Genomic DNA, 23,236 nt, shown 5'->3' with positions numbered 1-23,236 from the left:
TAATAAAATATTCTGTTTTGATTTTGTGCCTATTATTTTGTTTATATATTTGTAATTTGTTTTGTAAGATTTTTGAAGATTGTAATATTAATTTAATAAAGTTTCCTTCCAAAAAGCTAAATATTCTGGCATAAAAGTTTTTCCGTGGTTACCACCTTCAGTAACACCTTTTCCAATACATTTTTCTTTTACAAGACCTTTGAACATTGTTTTAAAAGCTTTTCTTGGGTTTTTACGTGATAACTCATTATATTCATCCAAACTTTTGATTTTTGTATTTTTTAAAATTAAATCAACGAACTCTTTATTTATATTACCATCATCTTCGGTATAAAAATTAGGACACTTCCAAAAATATTGAGTTCTTTTTGCAAATTCTGGCTCATAATTTCCTGTAAATAAATGATACCATCCTTCTCTTAAATCGATTTCAATATCAGCACCTTTAGCTTGCATTTTTTCCATAAGTTCCACACATGGACCAGGTAATGTATAATCTTCAGCTAAACCATGTACATACCAAATTTTAGTTTCTTTAACTGGAGTTGGATTTCTAAACATTCCAGATATTCCACATTCAGCAGATCTTGGTTGAGATGCTGCAAAATAAAGATCTTTATCAACTAAAATATCTCTTAATCTTTTTTCCGCTGCCATAATTGAAAGGTTTCCACCTCTTGAATAACCAGAGATACCTATTTTTTTAATATTTATTTTTGGATCCTTGCTTAGATACTCTAATGCCATAAACGCATCTATATAAGTAGACCATAAAGAAGCTTTTGATTGATCACGGTAAGTGTGTTTTGCACCTCTAGCAGAAAAATTATCTAAATACATTGTAGCTATACCCATATCTAGTAATGGCTTTTGTTGATCTCTCATAAATTCTAACCAATCTGCAGTAAATTCATCAGCACCACCACTGCTATGAACGATTAACAAAAGAGGAAATGGTCCATCACCTTCGGGATAAGAAATTAAAGCGTCTACTATTATTGGGCTTTCTTTATACCAACCCTCTTTTATACCTTTATAGTCAGAAGTTTGATAAGAATTAATCTTAACCAATTTACCATTTCCCAACTGTTTAGATAATTTCTTTAATGGTGTTTTTTTTGGTTTAATTGTTTCAGCATTAACAACAGTATTTGAAAAAATAAATAAAAAAAGAATTACAATAAATTTTTTTATAATACTCATAATGTTATTTATATAACTATTTAAGAGTTCCTTGAAGAACATATTTTAAGATACGAACTGCTTGTTTTTGATCTGAAGCAACAGCAGCTGCAGCAGCATCTACCTCTTTTAAAGCATGTTGATGCTCTTCATTATGAATAATAATTATTGATTTATTTAAAGCAGCTGCGTACCCCGCATCAAAGGCTGCATTCCATTGTTTGTATTTTTCACCAAATTTAACAATGATTACATCACAATCTTTAATCGATTTTTTAGTTCTAATTGAATTGATATTAGCCCCTTTTCGATCTTTCCAAAAATTTTTCTCTTCAGGACCTAAAATTTCAACACCACAATCATCTGAAGAAGCATGATCAGTAACTGGTGATGAAAACTGAATATCTAAATTTTGTTTTTTACATTCATCAATAATTTCATCTCGCCAATTTGTGTGAATTTCTCCTGCTAAATATACTTTCAACATCAATACCTCTTATTAAATCAATTAAAATTAATTAAAAATTTTTCAATAACTTTGACTGCTATTTGCATATCCTTTTCGATAGTAAATTCTTTTGGATTATGACTTAAACCTTTTTGACTTCTTACAAAAAGCATTGAAATAGGACATAAATCAGACATTGCTGATGCATCGTGTGTTGCTCCCGACATCAATACAAATGGATTTAATTTTAAATTCTGAAATGATTTTTTAAGTGTACTCATAATTTTCTTATCACAACTAACAGCACTTTGATCGTAAGTTTTGTTTAAATTAAATTTAAGACCTCTTTTCTTACAAATTAGCCCTATTTTTTTAGAAATCTCTTTTTCTACTTTTTTTCTTTTTTTATCATCGACACTTCTACATTCTACAAACGATAAAGATTTTGCAGGAATAGCATTTACACTATTTGGTCTATTCTCAATCGATGCCATTGTTGCTAAAAAGTTTTTATTTTTTTTAGCCAAATTTTCAACAGCATTAATAACTTCTGCAGTTGCAGCTAATGAATCTTTTCTAAGATGCATTGGAGTAGTTCCTGCATGAGAAGCATAACCTTCGATTTCAAGTTTAAATCTAGATATTCCAGAAATACCATTCACTATGCCAACTGCTAAGTTTTTACTTTCTAGAACTGGTCCTTGTTCAATATGAACTTCAAAGAAACCTAGTAGATCTTTTTTGTTTCTTTTTAAAGAATTAATCTTTGATGGATTACATCCAAAACTTTTTAAAGCTTGTTCAATGGAAATATTATTTTTGTCTTTAAGTTTTAAATCTTTTTTATTAAATGTTCCTGCTAATGATCTTGGTCCCATTAATGCTGTTGGAAACCTAACACCTTCTTCATCTGCGAAAGCTAAAATTTCTACATTGTAAGGTAAAATAATTTTTTTTTTCTTTAATTCTTTTAAAGCTAAAATTGGAAGTATCACTCCCATGATACCATCATATCTTCCAGAATTATAACCGCTATCTTGGTGTGAACCAATCAATAATGTTTTAACATTTTTTTTAGGACTGAAATATTTACCAATTAAAGTTCCAGCTGCATCTAAACTAATTTTTAATCCAGCATCACTCATCCATTGTTTTAAAAGATTGTTTGCAGATTTATGTTCTTTTGTAAAAGGTAACCTCGTAACCCCTTCTGCAGGTTTTGAACATTTTGCAATTTTTTCAATATAATTTTGTATAATCATTATTTAGTTGGAAGTTTTTTTAACCACTCTTTATATTTAGTTTTATTAGTCATTTTTAGAATTTTTTCTAGTTTTACCAATGGATTTGTATCATGATCCACTCTTATATTTAGTGTTGGATTGTTTTTTTTAAAGACCAGTAATGCAGCAGACATCAATCCTCTTTTGTCGCTTCCAAACTTTTTGCCTATTTTAAGAGCTTCTAGCAATGTCTTTGCTAATGGTTCATTTTTAAACTTAAAATTATCCACAATTTTATTGATCACTTTATCGTTGGACAGCATATTTCCACTTACAACCAAATTTGGCACAACAATATGATTAAAGTATTTTGTATTTTTATTTCCTGTAAATGAAAAACCTTTGCCTGATAAGTTTAAACAAGAGACTTGCCGGTAATGCTTTTGCTTATCATTTTTGATAACTTTATTAGTTGCTGTTGTTGGTGAATATTTACCTAAATTATTTAAAATATTTTCACCCCAAATAGTGCTTGGATAAAAACCTTGTGATGCTGTAACACCTTTTTTTATATCTCCTCTTAAAACCCATCCTCCTACACAAAGATTTCCTGTTGCAGCAGCTCCACCTATTTCGCCCGTTTTTGGATTTCTAGCTAAAATTGAAAATGTCATAAAATGGGTACCCTACTACAAAATTGTTTTATTTTACTATTTTTTTTGCTCAGGAAAAACTGAAATAAACAAATGATCGGGTTGAATTCAAAATTATCAATTGTTAGGCTTTATTTATAATAAATATAACGATGGAGATAAAATGTTAAAAAAGTTAAGAACGTTTTTTATTAGTCTTTTATCATTAGTTTTCATAACTGGTTTTACAGTTGCATCTAACGCCAAAGTATTGGTGGTAGGTCAAATAGCTGAGCCAAAATCTTTAGATCCAAGTACAGTTACGGCTGTAAATGACTTTAGAATTGTAATGAATATCTATGATGGACTTGTAAGATATACAGACGGAAAATTAGAAGTTGAACCAGCTTTAGCAAAAAGTTGGGACATTAGTAGCGACGGAACAGTTTATACATTCAATTTAAGATCAGGAATTAAATTTCATGATGGATCAGACTTTAACGCTGATGCCGTGAAGTTTAACTTTGATAGAATGTTAAACAAAGATCATCCTTATCACAATACAGGACCTTTCCCGCTATCTTTCTTTTTTTCAGCAATCAAATCAGTTGATGTAGTAAATACTAATACTGTTAAGTTTACATTGAATGAGCCTTACGCTCCTTTCTTATCTAACTTAGCGTATCCAACAGGTTTAATTGTTTCGCCAGCAGGTGTTAAAAAACACGGAAAAGATTTTGGAAGAAATCCTTCTGGTACTGGTGCATTCAAATTTAATGAATGGAAATCAAATGAAAGAGTTGTTGTAGATAAAAACTCTGGTTACTGGGATGGGAAAGCTGGAACAGATGCAGTTGTTTTTAGACCTATAACTGATGCTAATACTAGAGTTGCTGAAATGCTTTCAGGTGGAATTGACATGATGGTTGAAGTTCCTCCTGCATCATTAAGTAAATTTGGTGGAAGTAAATTTAGCGTAGTTGAACAAGCAGGACCTCACGTTTGGTTCTTGATCTTAAATGCAAAAGAAGGTCCTTTTGCTAATAAGAAAGTAAGACAAGCTGCTAACTATGCAATTAACAAACAAGCAATTGTAAATGACGTGTTAGAAGGAACAGCTGCGATAGCTGCTGGACCAACACCTCCTGCATTTGCTTGGGCGTATAACAATAGTTTACAACCATATCCTTATGACCCTGCTAAAGCTAAAGCTTTAATTAAAGAAGCAGGTGTTGAAGGTGCAAAACTTACTTTCTATGTTACTGAAGGTGGTTCTGGAATGTTAGATCCTGTTGCAATGGGAACTGCAATACAAGCAGATCTTAAAGCTGTAGGTTTTGATGTTGAAATCAAAACTTTTGAATGGAACTCATTCCTAGGTGAAGTAAACCCAGGTTTAGAAGGAAAAGCAGACATGGCAGAAATGGCATGGATGACAAACGATCCTGATACACTTCCTTTCTTAGCGCTAAGAACAGAATCTTGGCCTGACAAAGGAGGATTTAACTCTGGATATTACTCAAACCCTAAAGTTGACGATCTTTTAAATAAAGCAAGATCATCTACTGACCAAGCAGAAAGAGCAAAACTGTATCAAGAGATGCAAGAAATTGTTCAAGAAGATGCTCCATGGGTATTTGTTGCTAACTGGAAACAAAATGCAGTTACTAGCAACAAAGTGAGTAACTTTTCACTTCAACCTTCATTCTTACTTTTATTAAAAGACGTTAAGAAAAACTAAAAAAAGTTAAGAATTATAATAGTTGCCCTAGGCTTAAAAAAGCCTAGGGTATTATTATGAATTATCTCCTTCAAAGATTACTATCAGCAATCCCTGTTCTTTTAGGTATTACAATTATAGTTTTTTTTATTATTTCACTAATTCCAGGGGATCCAGCAACAGCAATACTTGGTTCTTATGCAACACCTGAGAATGTAAAATTACTAAATGAACAGCTAGGATTAGATAAGGGATTAGTTCAAAGATACTTCATTTGGCTTGGCAATTTAGTTCAAGGTGATCTTGGAAGATCGTTTGCTTTAAATCGTCCGGTATTGGATGAAATTTTAGAAAGATTTAATGCTACATTAATTTTATCAGGAACTGCTTTCATTTTATGTTCTGTTGTTGGTGTTTTAATTGGAACAATCTCTGCATTTAAACAATACACTATTACAGATAAGATAATCACTTTTACTGTTTTAACTGGAATTTCATTGCCATCATTTTTTTTAGGAATGATGATGATTTTATTATTTGCAGTTAATCTTCAGTGGCTCCCAGTATCAGGAATGTATGCAATTTATGGTGGGGGTGATTTTTTAGATCTAATTCATCATTTGATTATGCCTGCAATAGCACTGGCATTAGTTGCAACTGGAGTAGTTGCAAGAATAACAAGAAACTCTGTTTTAGAAATACTTAGACAAGACTACATTAGAACAGCAAGAGCTAAAGGAGTTAGAGAAGGAAATGTACTTTTCAAACATGTTTTAAGAATTGCAATTGTCACTATTCTTCCAATTTTAGGTTTGCAGGCTGGATTTGTTTTATCTGGATCTGTTTTTATTGAAATTGTTTTTCAATGGCCAGGTGTTGGAAGAATGTTGGTCGATGCAATTTTAAAAAGAGATATTTTACTTGTTCAAGGTGGTGTCATGTTTGTTGCTGCTTGTTATGTATTATTCAATATCGCAGTTGATTTATTACAAAGATATTTAGATCCAAGGATTAAATGATTAATTTTTTAAAATTAATTTCAAGAAACAAACTTGCATTATTTGGTGGAATTTTATTAATTATAATTTTTGTAGTTTCATTTTTAAGCCCTTTGTTGCCTTTAAAAGATCCTGATGTCATTAAAACCAGCGACAGATTTCTTTTACCTTTTTCAGAAGGATACTTACTGGGTACAGATCACTTAGGTAGAGATTTGTTATCAAGATTATTATGGGGAACTAGATTAAGTTTATTGGTTGGAATATCAGCAGCTTTAATTTCAGCAACCATTGGATCAATACTTGGAACTATTGCTGGGTTTTATGGAAATAAAACTGACAACGTTATTATGCGTATCATAGATGTCTTGATGGCATTTCCTTATATTTTACTAGCACTTGCAATAGTTGCAGTTTTAGGCCCTGGTCTTTTTAATGCTATGATTGCAGTTGCTTTAGTCAACATTCCTTTTTTTGCAAGAAATATCAGAGGTGTCACAGTTACGATTGCTAACAAAGAATTCATTGATGCTGCAAGATTATCTGGAATGAGTAATTTTAAAATTATTATTTATGAAATTTTTCCAAATATTCTTCCGGTAATAGTTGTTACAATTTCAACGACCGTTGGCTGGATGATATTAGAGACAGCTGGATTATCATTTTTAGGTTTAGGTTCACAACCTCCGCAAGCTGATTTAGGTTCAATGCTTGGGGAAGGACGAAGTTCACTAATTGTAAATCCTCATACATCATACGTACCTGGGGCTATGATTTTCTTAATTGTTATTGGAGTTAATTTATTTGGTGATGGTATTAGAGATGCATTAGATCCAAGGTTAAGCAAAGGAGAATTGGTTAAACCTCAGCCTGTCACTCAAATTAAATTAAATAGAAATATTGAAAATAACAGTAATTCTTTTTTATCAGTACAGAATTTAACTACAGCTTTTGAATTTGATAACAAATTACACATAGCATCCAAGGATGTTTCGTTTGATATAAAAAAAGGTGAATGTTTAGGATTAATTGGTGAAAGTGGTTCAGGAAAATCAGTAACAGCTTTATCAATTACTTGTCTTGTTGCCTCTCCTCCAGGAGTAATTGTTGATGGATCAGTAAAATTTCAGGGTGATGATATTTTAAAAATGAATTATGAACAAATTAGAGAGTTAAGAGGAAATAAAATTTCATATATTTTTCAAGACCCTCTTTCTACCCTACACCCACTGATTAAAATTGGAAAACAGCTTGAAGAAGCATTTATTGAACACAATCATCAAAAAAGTAACGAAGCTACATTGAAAGGTAAGGAGTTATTAAAGTTAGTTCAAATTCCTAATATTGAAAATGTATGGAATTCATATCCTCATGAACTTTCTGGTGGAATGAGACAAAGAGTTTCTATTGCAATGGCATTAACTAATGATCCAGAATTAATTATTGCGGACGAACCAACAACTGCATTAGATGTTACAGTTCAAGCTCAAATATTATCATTACTAGATACTTTAAGAAAAGAGAGAGGATTATCCGTTTTATTTATTTCACATGACTTTGGAGTTGTTTCGCAAATTTGCGATCGTGTAATTGTAATGTATGGAGGCCAAATTGTTGAGGAAGGTAAAACAGAAAAAATAATGAGTAAACCAAGACATCCATACACTAGTCAGTTAATGGAGTGTGTTCCTCATATTGGATTTGGTAAAAGAAAACTTCCAACGATATTAGGTAGTCCTCCATCAATTACACATAAGAAAGAAATTGGATGTTTATTTGCTAGTCGGTGCTTAATTAAAAAAGACAACTGCTTAAATGAAGATATCAAAATAGTTCAGAAAGGAGATAGTGAGGTTAGGTGTTTATATCCTCATGAATAATACGATGGACATTTTATCTGCAAATAATCTTTCAAAGTTTTATTCAAAAAATAAAGGTTTATTTAACAAGCAATCAATAAATCTAAGAGCCGTAAACAATATTAATATTAATTTAAAAGCAAAAGAGTCACTTGGAATAGTTGGCGAGTCTGGTTGTGGTAAATCAACATTGGCAAAAATGTTAGCAGGATTAATTTCACCTTCCTCTGGTGAAATAAAGATACAAGACAAAGATATAAATAATTATGAAAAGCATGAACTACCAAATCATATTCAATATATGTTCCAGGACCCAATCAGTAGTCTCAATCCAAGAAAAACAATCTATCAATCTTTAGCAGCACCTTTAAAATATCTTAGAAATCTTGATGAAAAAGAAATTGAAAAAGAGATTAAAAGCATAATTAAAGAGGTTAATTTAAAAGAAGAATTTTTAAATCGTTTCCCACACGAATTTTCAGGAGGCCAAGCTCAAAGAATTGGTATTGCAAGAGTATTACTATCTAAAGCGAAGATTATAATCCTAGACGAGCCAGTTTCTGCTCTAGATGTTTCAGTTCAATCACAAATATTAAATTTATTAAACGATTTGCAGAAAAAGTTTGAATTGTCTTATATTGTAATTAGTCATGACCTTGCTGTGATAGAAGCTATATGTGACAGAGTAATGGTTATGTATTTTGGTGATATAGTTGAAAAATCTGATGCTAAAGAATTATTTCAAAAACCTTATCATCCATACACAAATTTACTCTTAAATAGTGTACCTAAAACTAATCAAAAAATTGAAATTCAAAGTTTGGTTGAGACAGAGCTACCTGATCCTATTAATCCACCTAAAGGATGTTCGTTTTATTCAAGATGTGAAAATAAAACTGAAAAATGTAAAGATATTAACCCTTCAGAAACTGATAAAGAAAATAGAAAATATAAATGTTTTTTTCCAAACATTTAATACTTGTTTAAGCTAGATCTAATAACCTAACTTTCTATCTATTTGATTAATTAATTCTTTATTTTCTGTGAATAATTTTAAATTTTTAAAGAAAATTTTAAGAACCATCTCAATATAATTGCCCTCACTATCGGATGAAATATGAGGGGTGATAATTAAATTTGGGGTATCCCAAAGGTTTGATGTTTTTGGAATAGGTTCTTGTGAAAAGACATCTAAAATTGCTCCAACAATTTCATTGTTTTGAAGTTTAATTCTTAAAGCCTCATAATCTAAAACAGATTGCCTTCCAATATTAACAATCCCACACGTAGATTTTAATTTATCTAATCTAGATTTATTAATTAATCCTTTGGTCTCTTCTGTTTCTGGAACTGCTAGATATAAAAAATCAGCTAAAGGTAACACTTCATCAATTTTATCAAACGTAATAATTTTAGAGCACCCCTCAACATTTTTTCCTTTTCTATTTACACCAATAACTTCAGCTCCAAGCTTACTGATATGTTTAATCATTGAACCACCTAATGAACCAGTTCCAACAACAACTACTTTCCTTCCCTCGATTGGTTTTCCAAGTAAAGATACGAATTCTTTATTTTTTTGATTTGTTACAATTCTAGTCATGTGATTTTGGAGCATTAATATACTCATCAAACCAAATTCCCCTGCTTTTTTAGCATGAACACCACTACTATTTGTTAAAACTAAATCTTCTGTCATCCAATCAAATGGAGATAAATGATTAACACCAGCTGAAATCACATGGATCCATTTAAGGTTAGGTGCAATTTGTTTTAAATCTTTTGTTGGAAACTGCCAGCCGAGTAAAATGTCAGCTGATTGCATTGATGAGATAAAATTATCGTCATCCCAATCAATTACATATTCAACTTTGTCCCTTAACTCAGGATATTGATCAAAACCCTTTTCAATTTCTTCCTTGGTGATTGTATTGTTTTTCTCACCTTCAGCATCACAAGGCAAAAATCCCTCTTTCCAATGATTATTTCTGATGTGAATTTTAATTTTTTTCATATTTAAATTAATATTATCTTTAATTTCGTTTAATAAAAAATAGATTATTGTATAAATATCTATGCCTTCATTTGATGTAATTAGTAAAATTAATTATCAAGAATTTGATAATGCTTTAGCAAATTGCTTAAGAGAAATTAGCAATCGATATGACTTTAAAGGACTTCACATTACTATAGAGCGAAAAGATAAATCTGTTACTACTAATGCTCCTGATGAATTAAAATTAAAACAAGTCAATGAATTGCTACAAACACATTTAGTAAGAAGAAAAGTAGATCCAAGAGTTTTAGAAGTTAAAAGTTCCGAAGGTGCTTCAGGTGGAGCAATAAGACAAGTAAGTGAACTTAAAGAAGGTATTAGCCAAGAAAATGCAAAAAAAGTTATAGCAGACATTAAAAAACTTAAACTTAAAATTCAGGTTAAAATTCAAGGAGATGAATTAAGAGTTGATGGTAAAAAAAGAGATGATCTTCAAGAAGCTATAGCAGCTATTAAAGCTATTGATATTGGGCTTCCAATAGACTTTGTAAACTTTAGAGATTAATCCTCCCAAACTATTTATTGTATTTGGTACAAAAAGATATAAGCAGACACTCAATTACTTAAAATTTATATCAATCCCAGCATAATGAACTTCTCTGATCTAAATATTGAAAATAAATTAAAAAGATCAATTGAATTAGCTGAATTTAAAACTCCAACCCCTATTCAAAGTCAATCAATACCAATTAGCTTAGAGGGAAAAGATGTTTTAGGAACTGCTCAAACAGGTACCGGTAAAACACTAGCATTTACAATTCCAATGTTAAATAAGCTTTTAAAAGATAAGCAAGCAATGGCATTAATAATTTGTCCAACAAGAGAACTTGCAACACAGGTAATGGAAACTGTTTTAAAACTTAATATTAGAGAAATAGGAATTGGTAATGCTCTTTTAATTGGTGGTGAGAGTATGCAAAAACAACTAAGACAATTAAAAAAAGGAGCAAGAATTATAGTTGGAACCCCTGGAAGAATTAACGATCACATAGAACGAAAAAGTTTGAACTTATCTAGAGTAAATTACTTAGTTCTAGATGAGACAGATCGAATGTTAGATATGGGATTTACTCCTCAAATAGAAGTAATTTTAAAATTTATTCAAAAAAATCATCAAACATTATTGTTTTCTGCAACTTTACCTGAAAACATTTTAAAAATTTCTCAAAAGTATCTTAACAATCCTGAAAGAGTGTCTGTTGGATCTTTATCAACTCCAATTGAAAAAATTAAACAAGAAACTTTTCAAATCACAGCAGACAAGAAATATCATGAGTTGATTAATCAATTAGTTGAAAGAAGTGGATCCATTTTAGTTTTTGTTAAAACTAAACATGGTGCTGATAAAATTGTAAAAAGATTAAAGTATGATGGCCATAAAGCTGATGCCATTCATGGAAATCTTAGACAAAGTAAAAGAGATAGAGTTATTAGAGGATTTAGAAATGGTAATAGTAGGATTTTAATTGCAACAGATGTTGCAGCAAGAGGATTAGATATTCCAGTTATAAAACACGTAATCAATTACGATCTTCCACAAGTTCCAGAAGATTATATTCACAGAATAGGTAGAACTGGTCGTGCTGGAAAAGATGGTTCTGCTTTAACTTTTTTAACAAACAACGACAGAAGTATGTGGAGATCTATACAAAAATTAATAGATCCTGATTTTAAAGTTAAAGAAGAAGCAAGACCAAACAATCAAAAGAGTAAGAAATTTAATAAAAAAAATAAATTTAAAAAGAAATTTAAGAATAAATTTTCTAACAATAAATTAAGTAAAAAGAAGAAATTCAAAAAATTTGAAAACAAAAATAATAAAAGAAAATTTAAAAATAGAAAAAGACCTAAAAACTTTAAATTTAAAAAAAATAAAAGAAAATAGATTTATATTTTTTGTATTAAAGAAGCGCTGTTATTAGTAGGCTTATTTACATCTTTTGAAACTTCATGAAATATAAGATCTGGTGATTTACGTTCATTTAGAAACGCTGATCCTTGTAATTCTAAATTTAAATATCTATTAACATCCGCTTGATTAAGAATAACTGGTTGTCGGTGATGAATTTCCTTAATATTTTCTTTTGCTTCTTCTGTAATTAAACAAAACTGATCATCTTCAAATATTCCAGCAAAATAGATGGTATTGGTGTCTTTACGGGTAAAATAATGAGGAGTTTTTTCTTTCTCTTCCCTCTTCCATTCATAAAATCCATCCGCAACTGCAACACATCGATTATTTTTTATCAATTTTTTAAATGAAACCTTTTCATCTATGGTCTCAAGTCGTGCATTAATCAGAGCTTTAAAATCTTTATCTTTAGCCCAGCTTGGAACCAAACCCCATTTCAAAGATTCTAAGGTATTTCCATTTTTATATTTTTTTATAACTGGAAGTTTTTGATAAGGATGAGCATTATAGTTTTCACTATCTTCAACCTGAATTGCAGATTTAACTAGAGAACTAGTTTTAGTAACTGGATTTTTAACAACGTATCTTCCACACATTTTAAATTGTTTGTTCTTTCATCAAATCTTCGATTTGTTTTATCATGATTTCTGGAGATCGCATGGACGGATAAATCTCTTGTGCTTGTTTGTAACTTCTAATTGCTTTTTCAAAATTTTTTAATTGAATGTTCACTAAACCTTGTCCTGCTAAAGCACCAAAATGTCTTGGCTCTAATTCTAAGACTTTATCAATATCATCTTGTGATTTTTGATATTCTCCTAACATATAAAGAACAGTTGCTCTCTTATTCCAAGCTTCAGCCCAATTTTCATCAAGATTTATTACTTCAGTAAATATTTCTCTTGCTCTTTTTGGCTGTTGGTTTCTAACAAACATTGAACCTTCTTCTAAACGAGCAGTCAGCTTTTCATCAGTTGGATGAGTACTCCATAAAGACCAAATTTCCTGTTCAACAATAGATGCTACTTTTGCTTTATTAACTTTGAGCTCATTAAATAATTGATTTAGCCTTATGTCTCGATCATTTGCAAAAGATTGCAATTGTGAAAGTAATAAAATTAAAATTACTATAAATGACTTTTTCATAATTAAATATTAACAAATATGAATAATAGAGTCTTTATTCTTAAAACAATTTGATCATATTTTTACAACTTCAAAATGAATTTATAAATTTATTAAGATGAAAATTCTTAAGGTTTGTAACAATTTGTTGTTTCTTTTTTTATATTATAAATACAAGTAATTAACTTAGGTTCAAATTGCATTTTTGACGAACCATTATTTTTAAGATTATACAATATTTTTTGATCATTTATTAAAATTGTACTCTCTAAATTATATCCATTTGATAGATAATGATTTACTGTTCTAAGATTTCCAAGAGAGTCAGCAATAGCTGAAGAAAAAATAAAATTTAAACAAAATAATGTAATTAGTACTTTTTTCATGAAATGATTATTTCACTTTAAATTATTATATGGAAAAAAAAATATTTATTTATCAAAAAATCTGTTTATTGCTTAATAGATTTAAATATTTTGTTTATTTTTTAGTGATTTTTAGGACTATAGAAGATCAATGAATTTTTTAAAAAATTTGATTAAAGGTGACTACGGACTTGGTAAAACATTCTGGGTTTATGGAACCCTATACCAGTTAATATTTAGCTTAATAATTTTTATAACATTTTTTTTTGCTTTAGATTCAATTGATAAATCTCTTATAAATTATAATCAAAATCCTGAGTTAATTATTAAACAAATTTTTTCTAATATTAATAATTTTTACGCAACAATACTCGTAATAGAGTTAGCAATACTGTTGATTTATACATTAATAATTACTGTTGCGATGTGGAGAAGTGCAAGTAATAATAAAAATTGGTTTTGGCCAAGAGTTGTAAAAGTTTCTATAGCACTTTCTGTAGTTTATTATTTATATAAATTGATAATATTCCTAGAATTATTTGGTTAAAATCATCAAGTATTTTGATTTTTATTCTTGCAGTTGTAAAATAAAATTTCTTTTTCCTTTTCTTTTTCTTTTTGATTAATATTTTTTGTTATTTCGTGAATAAGTTCTCCTGTTTTAAAAGTTAAAACAGCTGATTCTGAATAATTTTTATTTTCATCAAAAGCTTGAATTAAAACGATATCTTTATTAGAAATTTTTACGTCTAGTTCAATTTTATCAATAAAATTAGATAAATTTTTAATGTTTAATAGATTTGGTGATTTAGACTCTATTACTAATTTATTAATATCATCCCTCTTAATTTGATCTTTTGTGAATGTTTCAAAGTTATGATCTGGATTTTTTAAAATTACTTTTTCAAATGCACATGAAAGATTTAAATTTCTATCTATGGTAATATTTGTATTCTGTGCATTGGCATAACCAAAACAAATAAAACTTAAAACTACAACAAATCTTTTCATTAAAAAGTCTTATAACTTTTTCTGATTGATTACTACGTCCACTAATATCGCAATCAACAAATTAAGCATTGTAATTCCGCATATAATTATAAAACTGAAAAAATAAATCCAAGCCCACCAGTAAACATCTTGTAATGGTAGCATTACTTGTTCCCAACTTGATAATGTTAAAACTTGGAACAATGTGATCATAGCAACTCCAACGTCGCTCCATCTTTCAGGAATATCTGTGCTAAATAAAATTGAGCCTATAGTTGCGTATATATAAAGAATGATAAACAATAATAATCCAACATAAAACACTCTTTTGACGGAAGTAAGCAGCGCTTCAATGATTTTTTTTAATTCTGGAACAACTGAAATAATTCTCAATACTCTAAATACTCTTAATAATCTTAAAAGTAAGAAACTAGAATTATTAGGAATTGGAATTAATGAAATTAAAACAATTAAAGTATCAAATACATTCCATCCACTTTTAAAAAACTTTAGTTTTTTAGGTTCTCCTACAAATCTAATTATAATTTCAATTACAAAAAATATAGTAATTGAATAATCTAAATAATTAATTGCTTGTCTGGTGAGATCGCTTAATTCATAAGTGTTAACCCCAATTGTAATTGCATTTAATATGATAATTGAAATAACAACAAACTGAAAAATTCTGCTTTCTTTAAGATTATATAAAAATTTATTCATTTAATTTAAAATATTAATAATACTTTTTTTAATAGTTTCACTTACTTTAATTGTTCCTTCTTTGTTTGGGTGAATTCCATCTTGTTGATTTAAACTTGGATCGAGTGCCACTCCTTCAAGTAAAAATGGGATAAGTGGTAAATTATATTTTTTTGATAGTTTTGGATAGATTGCATCAAACCTTTTTTTGTATTCAGCACCATGTGTTGTTGGAGCAACCATGCCTGCAATTACTATTTTGATTTTTTTATTATTAGCTATCTTTATAATTTCTTCTAAATTCTTCTCAGTTTCCTCTGGTTTTATTCCTCTCAACATATCATTGGCGCCTAAACCTAAAATGATTAAGTCAATACCGGGTTCAGATAAACTCCATTCAGCAATATTTAATCCTCCTGAAGATGTGCTTCCAGAAACACTGCCATTAATTATCTTTATATTTAAACCATCTTTTTTAAAATTATCTTCTAATACTACAGATAAATGATGTTCTTTAGGTAAACCATATCCAGCCATCAAACTATCGCCAAATAAGACAACCTTTTCTATTGCGAAAGCGTTTATGTGCACTAGAAAGATCATCAAAATTTTTATAAATAAACTTTTATTCATGAATGATCTTCTTAAATTAAAAAAAATAAATCTCAAATACCAAACTGGTAAAGAAAGTATCAGTGTTTTAAAGAATATTGATCTAACCATTAAGAAAAAAGAGACAGTTTCTGTCGTAGGTGAAAGTGGATCTGGTAAAACTAGTTTAATAATGTTGGTTGGAGGACTAGAAAAACCAACTTCAGGTAAAATTGTTTTTCAAGATCAAGAAATAACAGGTTTAAATGAAGATGAAGTTTCAGAGATTAGAAAGAAGAATATTGGAATTATATTTCAATCTTTCTATTTAATTCCAAACTACACAGCAGTTGAAAACGTTGCTTTAACATTAGAATTAAATAATTTTAAAAATCCTGAGAGTGAGGCAAAAAATTTGTTAGATAGATTTGGTTTAAAGCACCGATTTAATAATTTACCTAGTCAGTTATCTGGTGGTGAACAGCAAAGAGTTGCAATTGCAAGAGCTATAGCAATGAAGCCTGAATTAATCCTAGCTGATGAACCTACTGGAAACTTGGATACTGAAAACTCATTAATGATTTCAGATATTCTATTTAAATATGTAAAAGAGGAAGGGTCTTCCTTAATCATGGTAACGCACGATCCAAAACTTGCAAACAAAGCAAAAAGAAAAATCAAAATAAAAGATGGAAAAATTAAATAATCGATCTGAATTTAGTTTGATTTTTAAATATGCTTTAAAGGATTTAAGCAGAAACTATCACAAAATCTCAAGTATTATTGTTACTCTATTTATCAGTCTCTTTATATTAAGTGCTATTTTTACTATTGAAGATAGTCTTAAAAAAGAACTGAACGATAATGCAAAAGCCTTATTAGGTGGTGATTTAGAAATTGATTACAATCGTAACCAAGGAAATCTAAAACTAGTTAATCAGGTAAAAGAATTTGCAACTGTATCTCAAATGATTGAGTTCAGTACGATGCTTTCAACAACTGGAAGAGAAAAAAATAAATCGTTATTTACTAGAATTAAAACAGTTGATGAAAAATACCCGTTATACGGCGAAGTAGTATTTGAACCCGAAGGTGCTTATGAGCGAATGCAAAAAGAACCAAATACTATTTTAATTAATGAAAGTTTGTCAAAAACACTAAATATAAAACTTAATGAACAAGTTAAAGTTCAAGACCAAAACTTTACAGTTATAGGAATAATAAAATCAGTACCAGATGTAAGTGGATTTGTTGCTTTTGGTGATTGGGCACTCGCAGGAAAGCAAACATTAGAGATATTAAAACTAAACGGGATTGGAAGCTTTTTAAACTACGAATTTAAAGTAAAATTTAATGAAGGAGATAACTCTGAAGAATTAGAACAAAGAATTGAGAATATTTTTAAAGATGATCAAAAAGTAAAACTTCGTTATCCCGAAAATTCAGCAAGTGGAATAAAGAGAATAATCAACAATTTTTCACAATTTTTATCACTTGTTTCAATAAGTGCGATGTTGATTGCTGGAATTGGTATTGCAAACACCCTTCTCTCTTTTATTAACCAAAACAATATGTCAATTGCTGTTAGAAAAGCAGTTGGATTTTACTCAGGAAATATAAAGACACTTTATTATCTTCAATTATTAATTTTGTTGTTTGTAATCACAGTTGTTTCCTATGGATCTAGTTTTTTAATAGTCCCTATTGCCGACAAATACTTATCAGATGGACTTGGATTAAATGTTTATCCAGTATTTTCTATAGTTAATTTTATTAAAATATTTTTAGTAGGTTTATTGGTACTTGTAATATTTTCTATCCCAACAATAAGTTCAATTGACCAAGTAAAAGCCTCTAATTTATTTAGAAATGTTTTTCAAAACTTACAATTTTATTATTCAAAAAAATCTGTTGTTTTAAGTTTTATTTTGCTCTCTATTTTGGTTTTGTTATTTACAGTTGGTTCAGAGCAACCAACTTACAGTCTTGGGTACTTTGCTGCATTTTTTGTGTGTTTGATTGTATTTTTCTTTCTTTCAAGAATAATTATATTTTTTCTTAAAAAATTTAAATCAAGCTCCAATATCTCATTAAAGGTATCAATTAAAAATATCACTCAAACTAAAAGTATCACACCAATTACTATTATGTCTTTAGGGTTGGGAGTTACTTTACTTTTAACATTGGCATTAGTTGGAACAAATTTTCAAAGAGAAATTGCTAAATCAATTCCTGATATTGCACCTGATTATTTCTTTGTAGGCATTCAAAAAGGAGAGCGTGAAAAATTTGAACAAGGAATATTAAAAATGGATCCTGATGCGGACATTGAAGTTGTTCCTATGGTTTCATCTGGTATTGCAAAAATTAATGGCATTAATCCAAATACTTACATTAAACCTGATAATGATAGTTATTGGGTAATTGGAAGTGAGAGAAGATCTTCTTGGGCTGAAGATATTCCTGAAGATAATCCATTAATTGCTGGCAAATGGTGGGATTTAAATAAACCTAATCAACTTCAGATATCTTTAGATGCTAAAGTTGCAAGAGATTTTAATATTCAATTAGGAGATATTTTTACTCTAAATATATATGGAAGAGAAATAGATGGTGAAGTGATTAATTTTAGAGAAGTTGATTATCGAGATTTAAGTATAAACTTTGCAATGCTATTTAATCCTCAATTTGCTCAAAACATCCCTCATGAATATTTGGCAACAGCAAAATTTAATTCTGATAAATTTGATGAAACTGAAATGCTAGAAGTTATGCCTAGCTTATCCATGATTAAAATTGCAGATTATCTGACAAAAGTAACAGCTGTTTTAAATAAAGTATTCATTGCAGTTACTTTAATATCAGCAGTAACTATTGTAATTGGTTTAATTGTTATTTCGAGTGCAATTATGGTTCAAGGTAAAGTTAAAGAATATCAAAACTTAGTGTTTAAAATTCTAGGCTTTTCAAAAAAAGAAATAATCCTCTCATCATTAATAGAATTCATTATTATCTTTAAATCAGTCATACTGATTGCAATATTCTTTGCTGTAATTGGTTCAAAATTTATTATGGAAAATATCTTTGAACTTGTGTGGATGTTTGATTTTAAAGTTTTAATCTATTTAGGTTTTTCAATTGGTTTTGTAACATTGATATTGATTATGTTAACAAACTTAAAATATCTAAATCCAAAAGTTTACCCTTTGATTAGAAATCAATAATTAAAATTTTGTAATTTTACTATCTAAAGCAATTACATTTAATTCTACTTTAAGTTTTGGAAATCTTTTTTTAATTTCTTTTTTAAGTTTATTAAATGAGTCTTGGTGTATTTTTTTTTCATTTGCTGGTGTAAATTCTTTTTTTCCATTAGCAATTTTTGCAGCACCACAATCTTTGTGATTTATAACAATAAGCTTTTCTATTTTATGAAGCTGTATTGAAGTTCCAAGATTATCATAAAAAGTATTATGCCATTTTTTAAATTTATTGTGTGTGACCCCTACTGCAGCACCAGCAATTGTAAAAGCACTGTACTTACCAGTTAATTTTTTTTTCTTTAAATGATTATGAACTAAATGTTGAAATCTTGGGTCCATACAAGATAACACCATTGCTTTAAACTTTGACTTCATGAATTAAACTCCACTTTATACATTGCCTCATTCCTTCTATTCATTGGAAGGGTAAAAGGACTATCATATGTAGCTCTAATAGGTGGACTTATAATTGAAATATTATTTTTATTTAACTCTTTTTCTAGGATTTCTTTATGTTTTATGAAATTTCCATCAGAAGCTCTGCCAGAATATCTAAGTACAGCATAATATCCTCCTTCAATATTTACTATCCTTACATCATCTCTACTTGGGTTGGGTACGTTATCTGAATTAAACTTTGAAGGTAAATAAAACTGCATAGTCATATTTCCATTTTTTTCTACTTGAGTGACAGGAGTAGTCATTGCTATTTTTTCCTGTGTGTCATTTCTTCCGGAAATGTAATTAAATAATTTTCTAAAATTACTATCTATTCCAGCTCTAGAGGTTTCAACTGCTAAACGATCAGAATATTTTCTGATCTCATAAATATCATTTTTATCAACTACTTCATACTTTGCTTCTTCATTAGCCATGACAATAGAATACGGTAAAAGAAAGAAAGTACAAAATAGAAGAATTAATTGTTTTTTTATCCTCATGGTTAAATGATTTTATATTCAAAATTTTGTGTTGTTTCATTAATTTGAACTAATTTTGCTCCATTTCTTTCATGAAAATTCGTTGCCATCTCTGTTAAAGGTGAAAGAGTGACTAATCTATTTAAATGATTTGATTTTTTTATCTTTTTAAACACTTCTTTTACAATTAACTTTCCTCCACCCTTTTTCTTTGACCATACAGTATAAGCAATTGCAATTTGTCCACCTTTTTGATCTCTCATTGCACTTTGTAGAAAAGCATCAGTACTTAATTTTTCAAGTTCTTCGACACTTTTGGGAATTTCATTTGTATATGCAAAACACATTACTGCGTGATTTTCTCCTTGATACTCAACACCATAAATTTTTCTTCCAAATCCTGTTCTAAATTCATTATCTAATTCTGGTCGAACTGGATCTTCCTCTACATTGCATTCTTTAAGTTCAACAAGTTTAGCACCTTTTACCCAACCAAAAAAATTATCAATCTTTTTATTAAGAACTTGTTTATTTTTTCTTATTCTTGCTTTTATTCTAGGATTAAATTTTTTTTTCATATTAAATAATCATATAAAAGTTTTGAACTACTTATAAAAATTAAAATATATAAAATATTATAAAATAATTTTTCATTTATAATTTTAATTAATTTATATCCAATTAGTATTCCTATAAAAGCAAGAGGAAATAAATATACAGATTGTTTAAATGTCACTAAATTGGTCATTGAAAGATTAATATATAAAGGAAGCTTTATTAGATTTACAAAAGTAAAAAATATAATTCTTGTTCCTACATAAATTTCTTTCTGCATCCTTAAAGGAAGCATATAAACACTCACCGGTGTTCCTCCTGCATGGACACAAAAACTTGTAAAGCCAGCTATGACAGAACAAATACTCCCTTTGATAGAATTTTTTTGAGATTTGGCTTCTTTATCTTTTTTAAAAAAGAAATAATGACCTGCAAAAATAAATCCCATTAAACCAATCATAAATTTTAATAATTCTTCAGAAAAATATGTGAACGTGAAAGAAGCAATTATTATTCCAACAGCAGCAAATGGAACCATTAACTTTAAAGTACCTAAGTCATATTCTTTTCTATATTTATAAACTGCAATAAAATCTGAAAATATTAAAATTGGCAAAATTATTCCTAATGCTTGGTTCAAAGGCATTACAATGGTCATTAATGGAATAGATATTAAAGTCATCGATCCACCCAACCCTGATTTTGCAATACCGTACAAAATTATTGCTGGTACAACTGTGAAGAAAAATAATAAGTTTATTTCCATTTATTCAATGAATCTAACAGTTTTGAGCCTAAAGGACTAATCGGTTCTTGAAGGATTATTTCTTTTCCTGTTTTTTGTTTAACCAACTGTAATAATTTTGTTGCTATTCCTTTTTTTCTAAAAATTGGATTAACAAAAATGTACTCCACTTCTCCCTTTTCGTTAAATCTAACAAACCCTAATGTTGTATTTTCATTTTTATAAGTAAAAACACCGTCAGCTTCATCTAATTTATAAGTTGATAAGTCAATGCTGTTCATAAATCCTAGTAATTAAGGAGTAAAAGGATAATTGCTATTGCAGCAACTATAGAACTAACAACGATATAATTAAGTTTTATGTTGAATTTTTTCTCAACAAAATCAGTTATTTTTTCCCAAAATAATACGATCAGAAAAATTATTATGGCAGGTAAAATATATTTAATCATAGTTTAAGATTTATCGTCACTAACATAAACAGAAACCCCACGACTATTTAAGTCAACGTCGAATTTTTTATGTAGTGGTGGAAATGCTCTTTGTGAACAATCCAATCTGTCACAGGTTCTACAAGAAACACCAATAGGAATTTCTGTTGATTTATCATTAATGTTCATATTTTCAGTATAAATGAAATCTTTTGCATATTTTGCTTCGCAACCTAAACCTATAGATAATACATTTTTAGATTGACCAAATCTTCCAATTCCTTTTTCTACAGTTTTTGCAATACAAACATATTTTTCACCATTATTCATTTTACTAACTGCTGTATGTAAAACTCCTGGAGTAGTGAATGCAGTATAAACATTCCATCTAGGACAAGCTCCACCATATCTTGGTATATCAATTCCAGATAAAGAAAATCTCTTTGAAATATTTCCAGCCATATCAACTCTTAAAAAATGAAATGGAATACCTGGTAGTTTTGGATCTTGCAAACATGTAACTCTATGAGCTACTTGTTCAAATGAAGTTGCAAATGTATTTTGCAATAGTTCTAAATCATATTTTAATTTTTTACATTCAGAATGAAATAATTTGTATGGCATTAAAATTGCAGCACCACAATAATTTAACAAAGCAACTTTAGTAAGTTTTTTCGATTCTTCTGATGGAAAACTAAACTTAGTTAAATAATATTCAACATCTTTAATTGCACCCAGTTGTGCAATTTGAGAGGCAGCATGTAATTTTTTTGTTTCTAAAGAACTATAATCACTTAGTAATAACTCTTTTTTACTTTTGTTATAAATTTTTGAAAATGGTTTGTTCTCATCAGGAATAACATCTTTAACAGTAATTGAATATTCTGACTGTAAATAATCGCACAAAGATAAATATCTTGTTCGATTATTTTTTTGAATTTTATTAAAAACTTTATTTGCAAACTCTTCTAACTTTGGAAAATAATTTTTATTCTCTTGAAAAAAATCAACTACTACTTCTCCGGGAAAAGAATTTTTTCTATTATCTACAATTTTACCTGAAATTTTTTCAATCTTACTTATTAATTCATGATCTTTTTTTTTAAGAATATCTCCTAATCTAACGATAGCTTTTCCAATCTTTGGATTGGTACTTACTAGATCTTTTACTTCCGGACCTAAAATATCTAAGTCTTCAAATAAAGTGTCATCTAAAATTTCTGAAATTGTATTTTGAAGATTGATATCTGTCTTTGATGTAAGATCTGATAATTGGATATTTAGTTTTTCACAAACATTTAAGAGTAAATCGCCATCTATTTTTCTTTTACCGCTTTCAATTAAGTTTAAATAACTAGGAGAAATACTTAAATCTTCAGCTAATTTGTTAGCTTGCAGTCCAAGTTGTCTTCTAAAAGCTCTTATTTTTGGCCCTATTTTAAGATCTATTTGACTCATTTTACTATTTGTAAATTTTGTAAATTTATTTTTACAATATTTTTTCCCTATTTACAAAGCTTTTT

General features: G+C 28.9%; 26 protein-coding genes. 9 read left to right on the top strand and 17 right to left on the bottom strand.

Annotated features, from left to right (window positions below; translation table 11 throughout):
- Positions 1 to 87: 87 nt before the first annotated feature.
- From ACTTA0_RS04070 to ACTTA0_RS04055, 4 genes are read right to left on the bottom strand one after another with little or no spacing between them, the layout of a single operon-like run.
- A complete protein-coding gene (locus tag ACTTA0_RS04070; protein WP_440676186.1) occupies positions 88 to 1,203 on the bottom strand; it encodes a dienelactone hydrolase family protein in 1,116 nt (371 codons plus the stop codon).
- A gap of 16 nt (positions 1,204 to 1,219) precedes the next feature.
- Positions 1,220 to 1,669 carry a YtoQ family protein gene (locus ACTTA0_RS04065; RefSeq protein WP_440634015.1) on the bottom strand — a complete coding sequence of 150 codons (450 nt, stop codon included), beginning with the start codon at positions 1,667 to 1,669 and terminating at the stop codon, positions 1,220 to 1,222.
- A gap of 17 nt (positions 1,670 to 1,686) precedes the next feature.
- Positions 1,687 to 2,892 carry a M20 family metallo-hydrolase gene (locus tag ACTTA0_RS04060; protein ID WP_440676185.1) on the bottom strand — a complete coding sequence of 402 codons (1,206 nt, stop codon included), beginning with the start codon at positions 2,890 to 2,892 and terminating at the stop codon, positions 1,687 to 1,689.
- Complete coding sequence (locus tag ACTTA0_RS04055) at positions 2,892 to 3,527, bottom strand: DUF1028 domain-containing protein (protein WP_440676184.1); 636 nt, start codon at positions 3,525 to 3,527, stop codon at positions 2,892 to 2,894. The genes ACTTA0_RS04060 and ACTTA0_RS04055 overlap by 1 nt, the downstream gene beginning before the upstream one ends.
- A 142-nt stretch (positions 3,528 to 3,669) precedes the next feature.
- Between ACTTA0_RS04055 and ACTTA0_RS04050 the strand changes: the two genes are divergently transcribed.
- Genes ACTTA0_RS04050 through ACTTA0_RS04035 form a run of 4 tightly spaced genes read left to right on the top strand, consistent with a single transcriptional unit; the run spans position 3,670 to position 9,038 of the window.
- Entirely contained in the window at positions 3,670 to 5,226 is a 1,557-nt protein-coding gene (locus ACTTA0_RS04050) for an ABC transporter substrate-binding protein (protein ID WP_440676183.1), read from the top strand.
- 56 nt (positions 5,227 to 5,282) lie between these two features.
- Entirely contained in the window at positions 5,283 to 6,224 is a 942-nt protein-coding gene (locus ACTTA0_RS04045; protein ID WP_440614524.1) for an ABC transporter permease, read from the top strand.
- Positions 6,221 to 8,083 (top strand): dipeptide/oligopeptide/nickel ABC transporter permease/ATP-binding protein, encoded by a 1,863-nt coding sequence (locus ACTTA0_RS04040; protein ID WP_440676182.1) that lies wholly within the window; start codon positions 6,221 to 6,223, stop codon positions 8,081 to 8,083. The genes ACTTA0_RS04045 and ACTTA0_RS04040 overlap by 4 nt, the downstream gene beginning before the upstream one ends.
- A gap of 4 nt (positions 8,084 to 8,087) precedes the next feature.
- Complete coding sequence (locus ACTTA0_RS04035; protein ID WP_440676181.1) at positions 8,088 to 9,038, top strand: oligopeptide/dipeptide ABC transporter ATP-binding protein; 951 nt, start codon at positions 8,088 to 8,090, stop codon at positions 9,036 to 9,038.
- A gap of 18 nt (positions 9,039 to 9,056) precedes the next feature.
- Here the strand turns inward: ACTTA0_RS04035 and ACTTA0_RS04030 are convergent, their stop codons facing one another.
- Positions 9,057 to 10,076, bottom strand: coding sequence for a D-2-hydroxyacid dehydrogenase (locus tag ACTTA0_RS04030; protein WP_440676180.1), 1,020 nt, complete (start codon positions 10,074 to 10,076; stop codon positions 9,057 to 9,059).
- A gap of 61 nt (positions 10,077 to 10,137) precedes the next feature.
- Here ACTTA0_RS04030 and ACTTA0_RS04025 point away from each other — a divergent pair, with 61 nt between their 5' ends.
- Positions 10,138 to 10,623 (top strand): YajQ family cyclic di-GMP-binding protein, encoded by a 486-nt coding sequence (locus ACTTA0_RS04025; protein ID WP_262589405.1) that lies wholly within the window; start codon positions 10,138 to 10,140, stop codon positions 10,621 to 10,623.
- Positions 10,624 to 10,707: 84 nt separating this feature from the next.
- Complete coding sequence (locus tag ACTTA0_RS04020) at positions 10,708 to 12,003, top strand: DEAD/DEAH box helicase (RefSeq protein ID WP_440676179.1); 1,296 nt, start codon at positions 10,708 to 10,710, stop codon at positions 12,001 to 12,003.
- 2 nt (positions 12,004 to 12,005) lie between these two features.
- On the opposite strand, the gene ACTTA0_RS04015 is transcribed toward ACTTA0_RS04020, so the two are convergent.
- From ACTTA0_RS04015 to ACTTA0_RS04005, 3 genes are all read right to left on the bottom strand, one after another.
- On the bottom strand, positions 12,006 to 12,626 hold the full coding sequence (locus ACTTA0_RS04015) for an SOS response-associated peptidase (RefSeq protein ID WP_440676178.1): 621 nt from the start codon (positions 12,624 to 12,626) through the stop codon (positions 12,006 to 12,008).
- A 1-nt stretch (position 12,627) separates the two neighbouring features.
- Positions 12,628 to 13,176, bottom strand: a complete 549-nt coding sequence (locus tag ACTTA0_RS04010) for a tetratricopeptide repeat protein (protein WP_440647658.1) — start codon at positions 13,174 to 13,176, stop codon at positions 12,628 to 12,630.
- A gap of 107 nt (positions 13,177 to 13,283) precedes the next feature.
- Complete coding sequence (locus ACTTA0_RS04005; protein ID WP_262589412.1) at positions 13,284 to 13,541, bottom strand: hypothetical protein; 258 nt, start codon at positions 13,539 to 13,541, stop codon at positions 13,284 to 13,286.
- A gap of 130 nt (positions 13,542 to 13,671) precedes the next feature.
- Between ACTTA0_RS04005 and ACTTA0_RS04000 the strand changes: the two genes are divergently transcribed.
- Positions 13,672 to 14,067, top strand: a complete 396-nt coding sequence (locus ACTTA0_RS04000; protein ID WP_440618578.1) for a hypothetical protein — start codon at positions 13,672 to 13,674, stop codon at positions 14,065 to 14,067.
- Positions 14,068 to 14,072: 5 nt separating this feature from the next.
- Here ACTTA0_RS04000 and ACTTA0_RS03995 read toward each other — a convergent pair whose 3' ends face one another.
- From ACTTA0_RS03995 to ACTTA0_RS03985, 3 genes are read right to left on the bottom strand one after another with little or no spacing between them, the layout of a single operon-like run.
- The gene (locus ACTTA0_RS03995) at positions 14,073 to 14,531 is read right to left on the bottom strand and encodes a hypothetical protein (RefSeq protein ID WP_440676177.1); all 459 of its coding nucleotides are present in this window, start codon (positions 14,529 to 14,531) and stop codon (positions 14,073 to 14,075) included.
- A gap of 9 nt (positions 14,532 to 14,540) precedes the next feature.
- Positions 14,541 to 15,230 (bottom strand): ion transporter, encoded by a 690-nt coding sequence (locus ACTTA0_RS03990; RefSeq protein WP_440651219.1) that lies wholly within the window; start codon positions 15,228 to 15,230, stop codon positions 14,541 to 14,543.
- Positions 15,231 to 15,842, bottom strand: a complete 612-nt coding sequence (locus tag ACTTA0_RS03985) for an arylesterase (protein WP_440676176.1) — start codon at positions 15,840 to 15,842, stop codon at positions 15,231 to 15,233.
- Between ACTTA0_RS03985 and ACTTA0_RS03980 the strand changes: the two genes are divergently transcribed.
- Positions 15,841 to 16,506, top strand: a complete 666-nt coding sequence (locus ACTTA0_RS03980; RefSeq protein ID WP_440618580.1) for an ABC transporter ATP-binding protein — start codon at positions 15,841 to 15,843, stop codon at positions 16,504 to 16,506. The two genes, ACTTA0_RS03985 and ACTTA0_RS03980, sit on opposite strands and share 2 nt — an antisense overlap.
- On the top strand, positions 16,490 to 19,024 hold the full coding sequence (locus ACTTA0_RS03975) for an ABC transporter permease (protein ID WP_440676175.1): 2,535 nt from the start codon (positions 16,490 to 16,492) through the stop codon (positions 19,022 to 19,024). Before ACTTA0_RS03980 ends, ACTTA0_RS03975 begins: the two co-directional genes overlap by 17 nt.
- Here the strand turns inward: ACTTA0_RS03975 and ACTTA0_RS03970 are convergent, their stop codons facing one another.
- The 6 genes from ACTTA0_RS03970 to ACTTA0_RS03945 all read right to left on the bottom strand — a co-directional run bounded on the left by ACTTA0_RS03970 (position 19,025) and on the right by ACTTA0_RS03945 (position 23,171).
- Positions 19,025 to 19,438, bottom strand: coding sequence for a carbonic anhydrase (locus ACTTA0_RS03970; protein WP_440614538.1), 414 nt, complete (start codon positions 19,436 to 19,438; stop codon positions 19,025 to 19,027).
- Entirely contained in the window at positions 19,435 to 19,938 is a 504-nt protein-coding gene (locus tag ACTTA0_RS03965; protein ID WP_440676174.1) for an SOUL family heme-binding protein, read from the bottom strand. Before ACTTA0_RS03965 ends, ACTTA0_RS03970 begins: the two co-directional genes overlap by 4 nt.
- A 68-nt stretch (positions 19,939 to 20,006) precedes the next feature.
- The gene (locus ACTTA0_RS03960; RefSeq protein WP_440676173.1) at positions 20,007 to 20,561 is read right to left on the bottom strand and encodes a hypothetical protein; all 555 of its coding nucleotides are present in this window, start codon (positions 20,559 to 20,561) and stop codon (positions 20,007 to 20,009) included.
- The gene (locus ACTTA0_RS03955) at positions 20,558 to 21,304 is read right to left on the bottom strand and encodes a sulfite exporter TauE/SafE family protein (RefSeq protein ID WP_440618584.1); all 747 of its coding nucleotides are present in this window, start codon (positions 21,302 to 21,304) and stop codon (positions 20,558 to 20,560) included. Before ACTTA0_RS03955 ends, ACTTA0_RS03960 begins: the two co-directional genes overlap by 4 nt.
- Positions 21,295 to 21,564 (bottom strand): GNAT family N-acetyltransferase, encoded by a 270-nt coding sequence (locus ACTTA0_RS03950; protein ID WP_440618585.1) that lies wholly within the window; start codon positions 21,562 to 21,564, stop codon positions 21,295 to 21,297. The genes ACTTA0_RS03955 and ACTTA0_RS03950 overlap by 10 nt, the downstream gene beginning before the upstream one ends.
- A 173-nt stretch (positions 21,565 to 21,737) precedes the next feature.
- Positions 21,738 to 23,171: a helix-turn-helix domain-containing protein gene (locus ACTTA0_RS03945; RefSeq protein WP_440676172.1), complete on the bottom strand. Its 1,434-nt coding sequence runs from the start codon at positions 23,169 to 23,171 to the stop codon at positions 21,738 to 21,740.
- Between the last annotated feature and the right edge of the window lie 65 nt (positions 23,172 to 23,236).

Source organism: Candidatus Pelagibacter sp. HIMB1593 (assembly GCF_052047755.1).
Classification (GTDB): Bacteria; Pseudomonadota; Alphaproteobacteria; order Pelagibacterales; family Pelagibacteraceae; genus Pelagibacter.
Note: the sequence above shows the minus strand (reverse complement) of the source record. Positions and strands in the feature narration are given on the sequence as shown.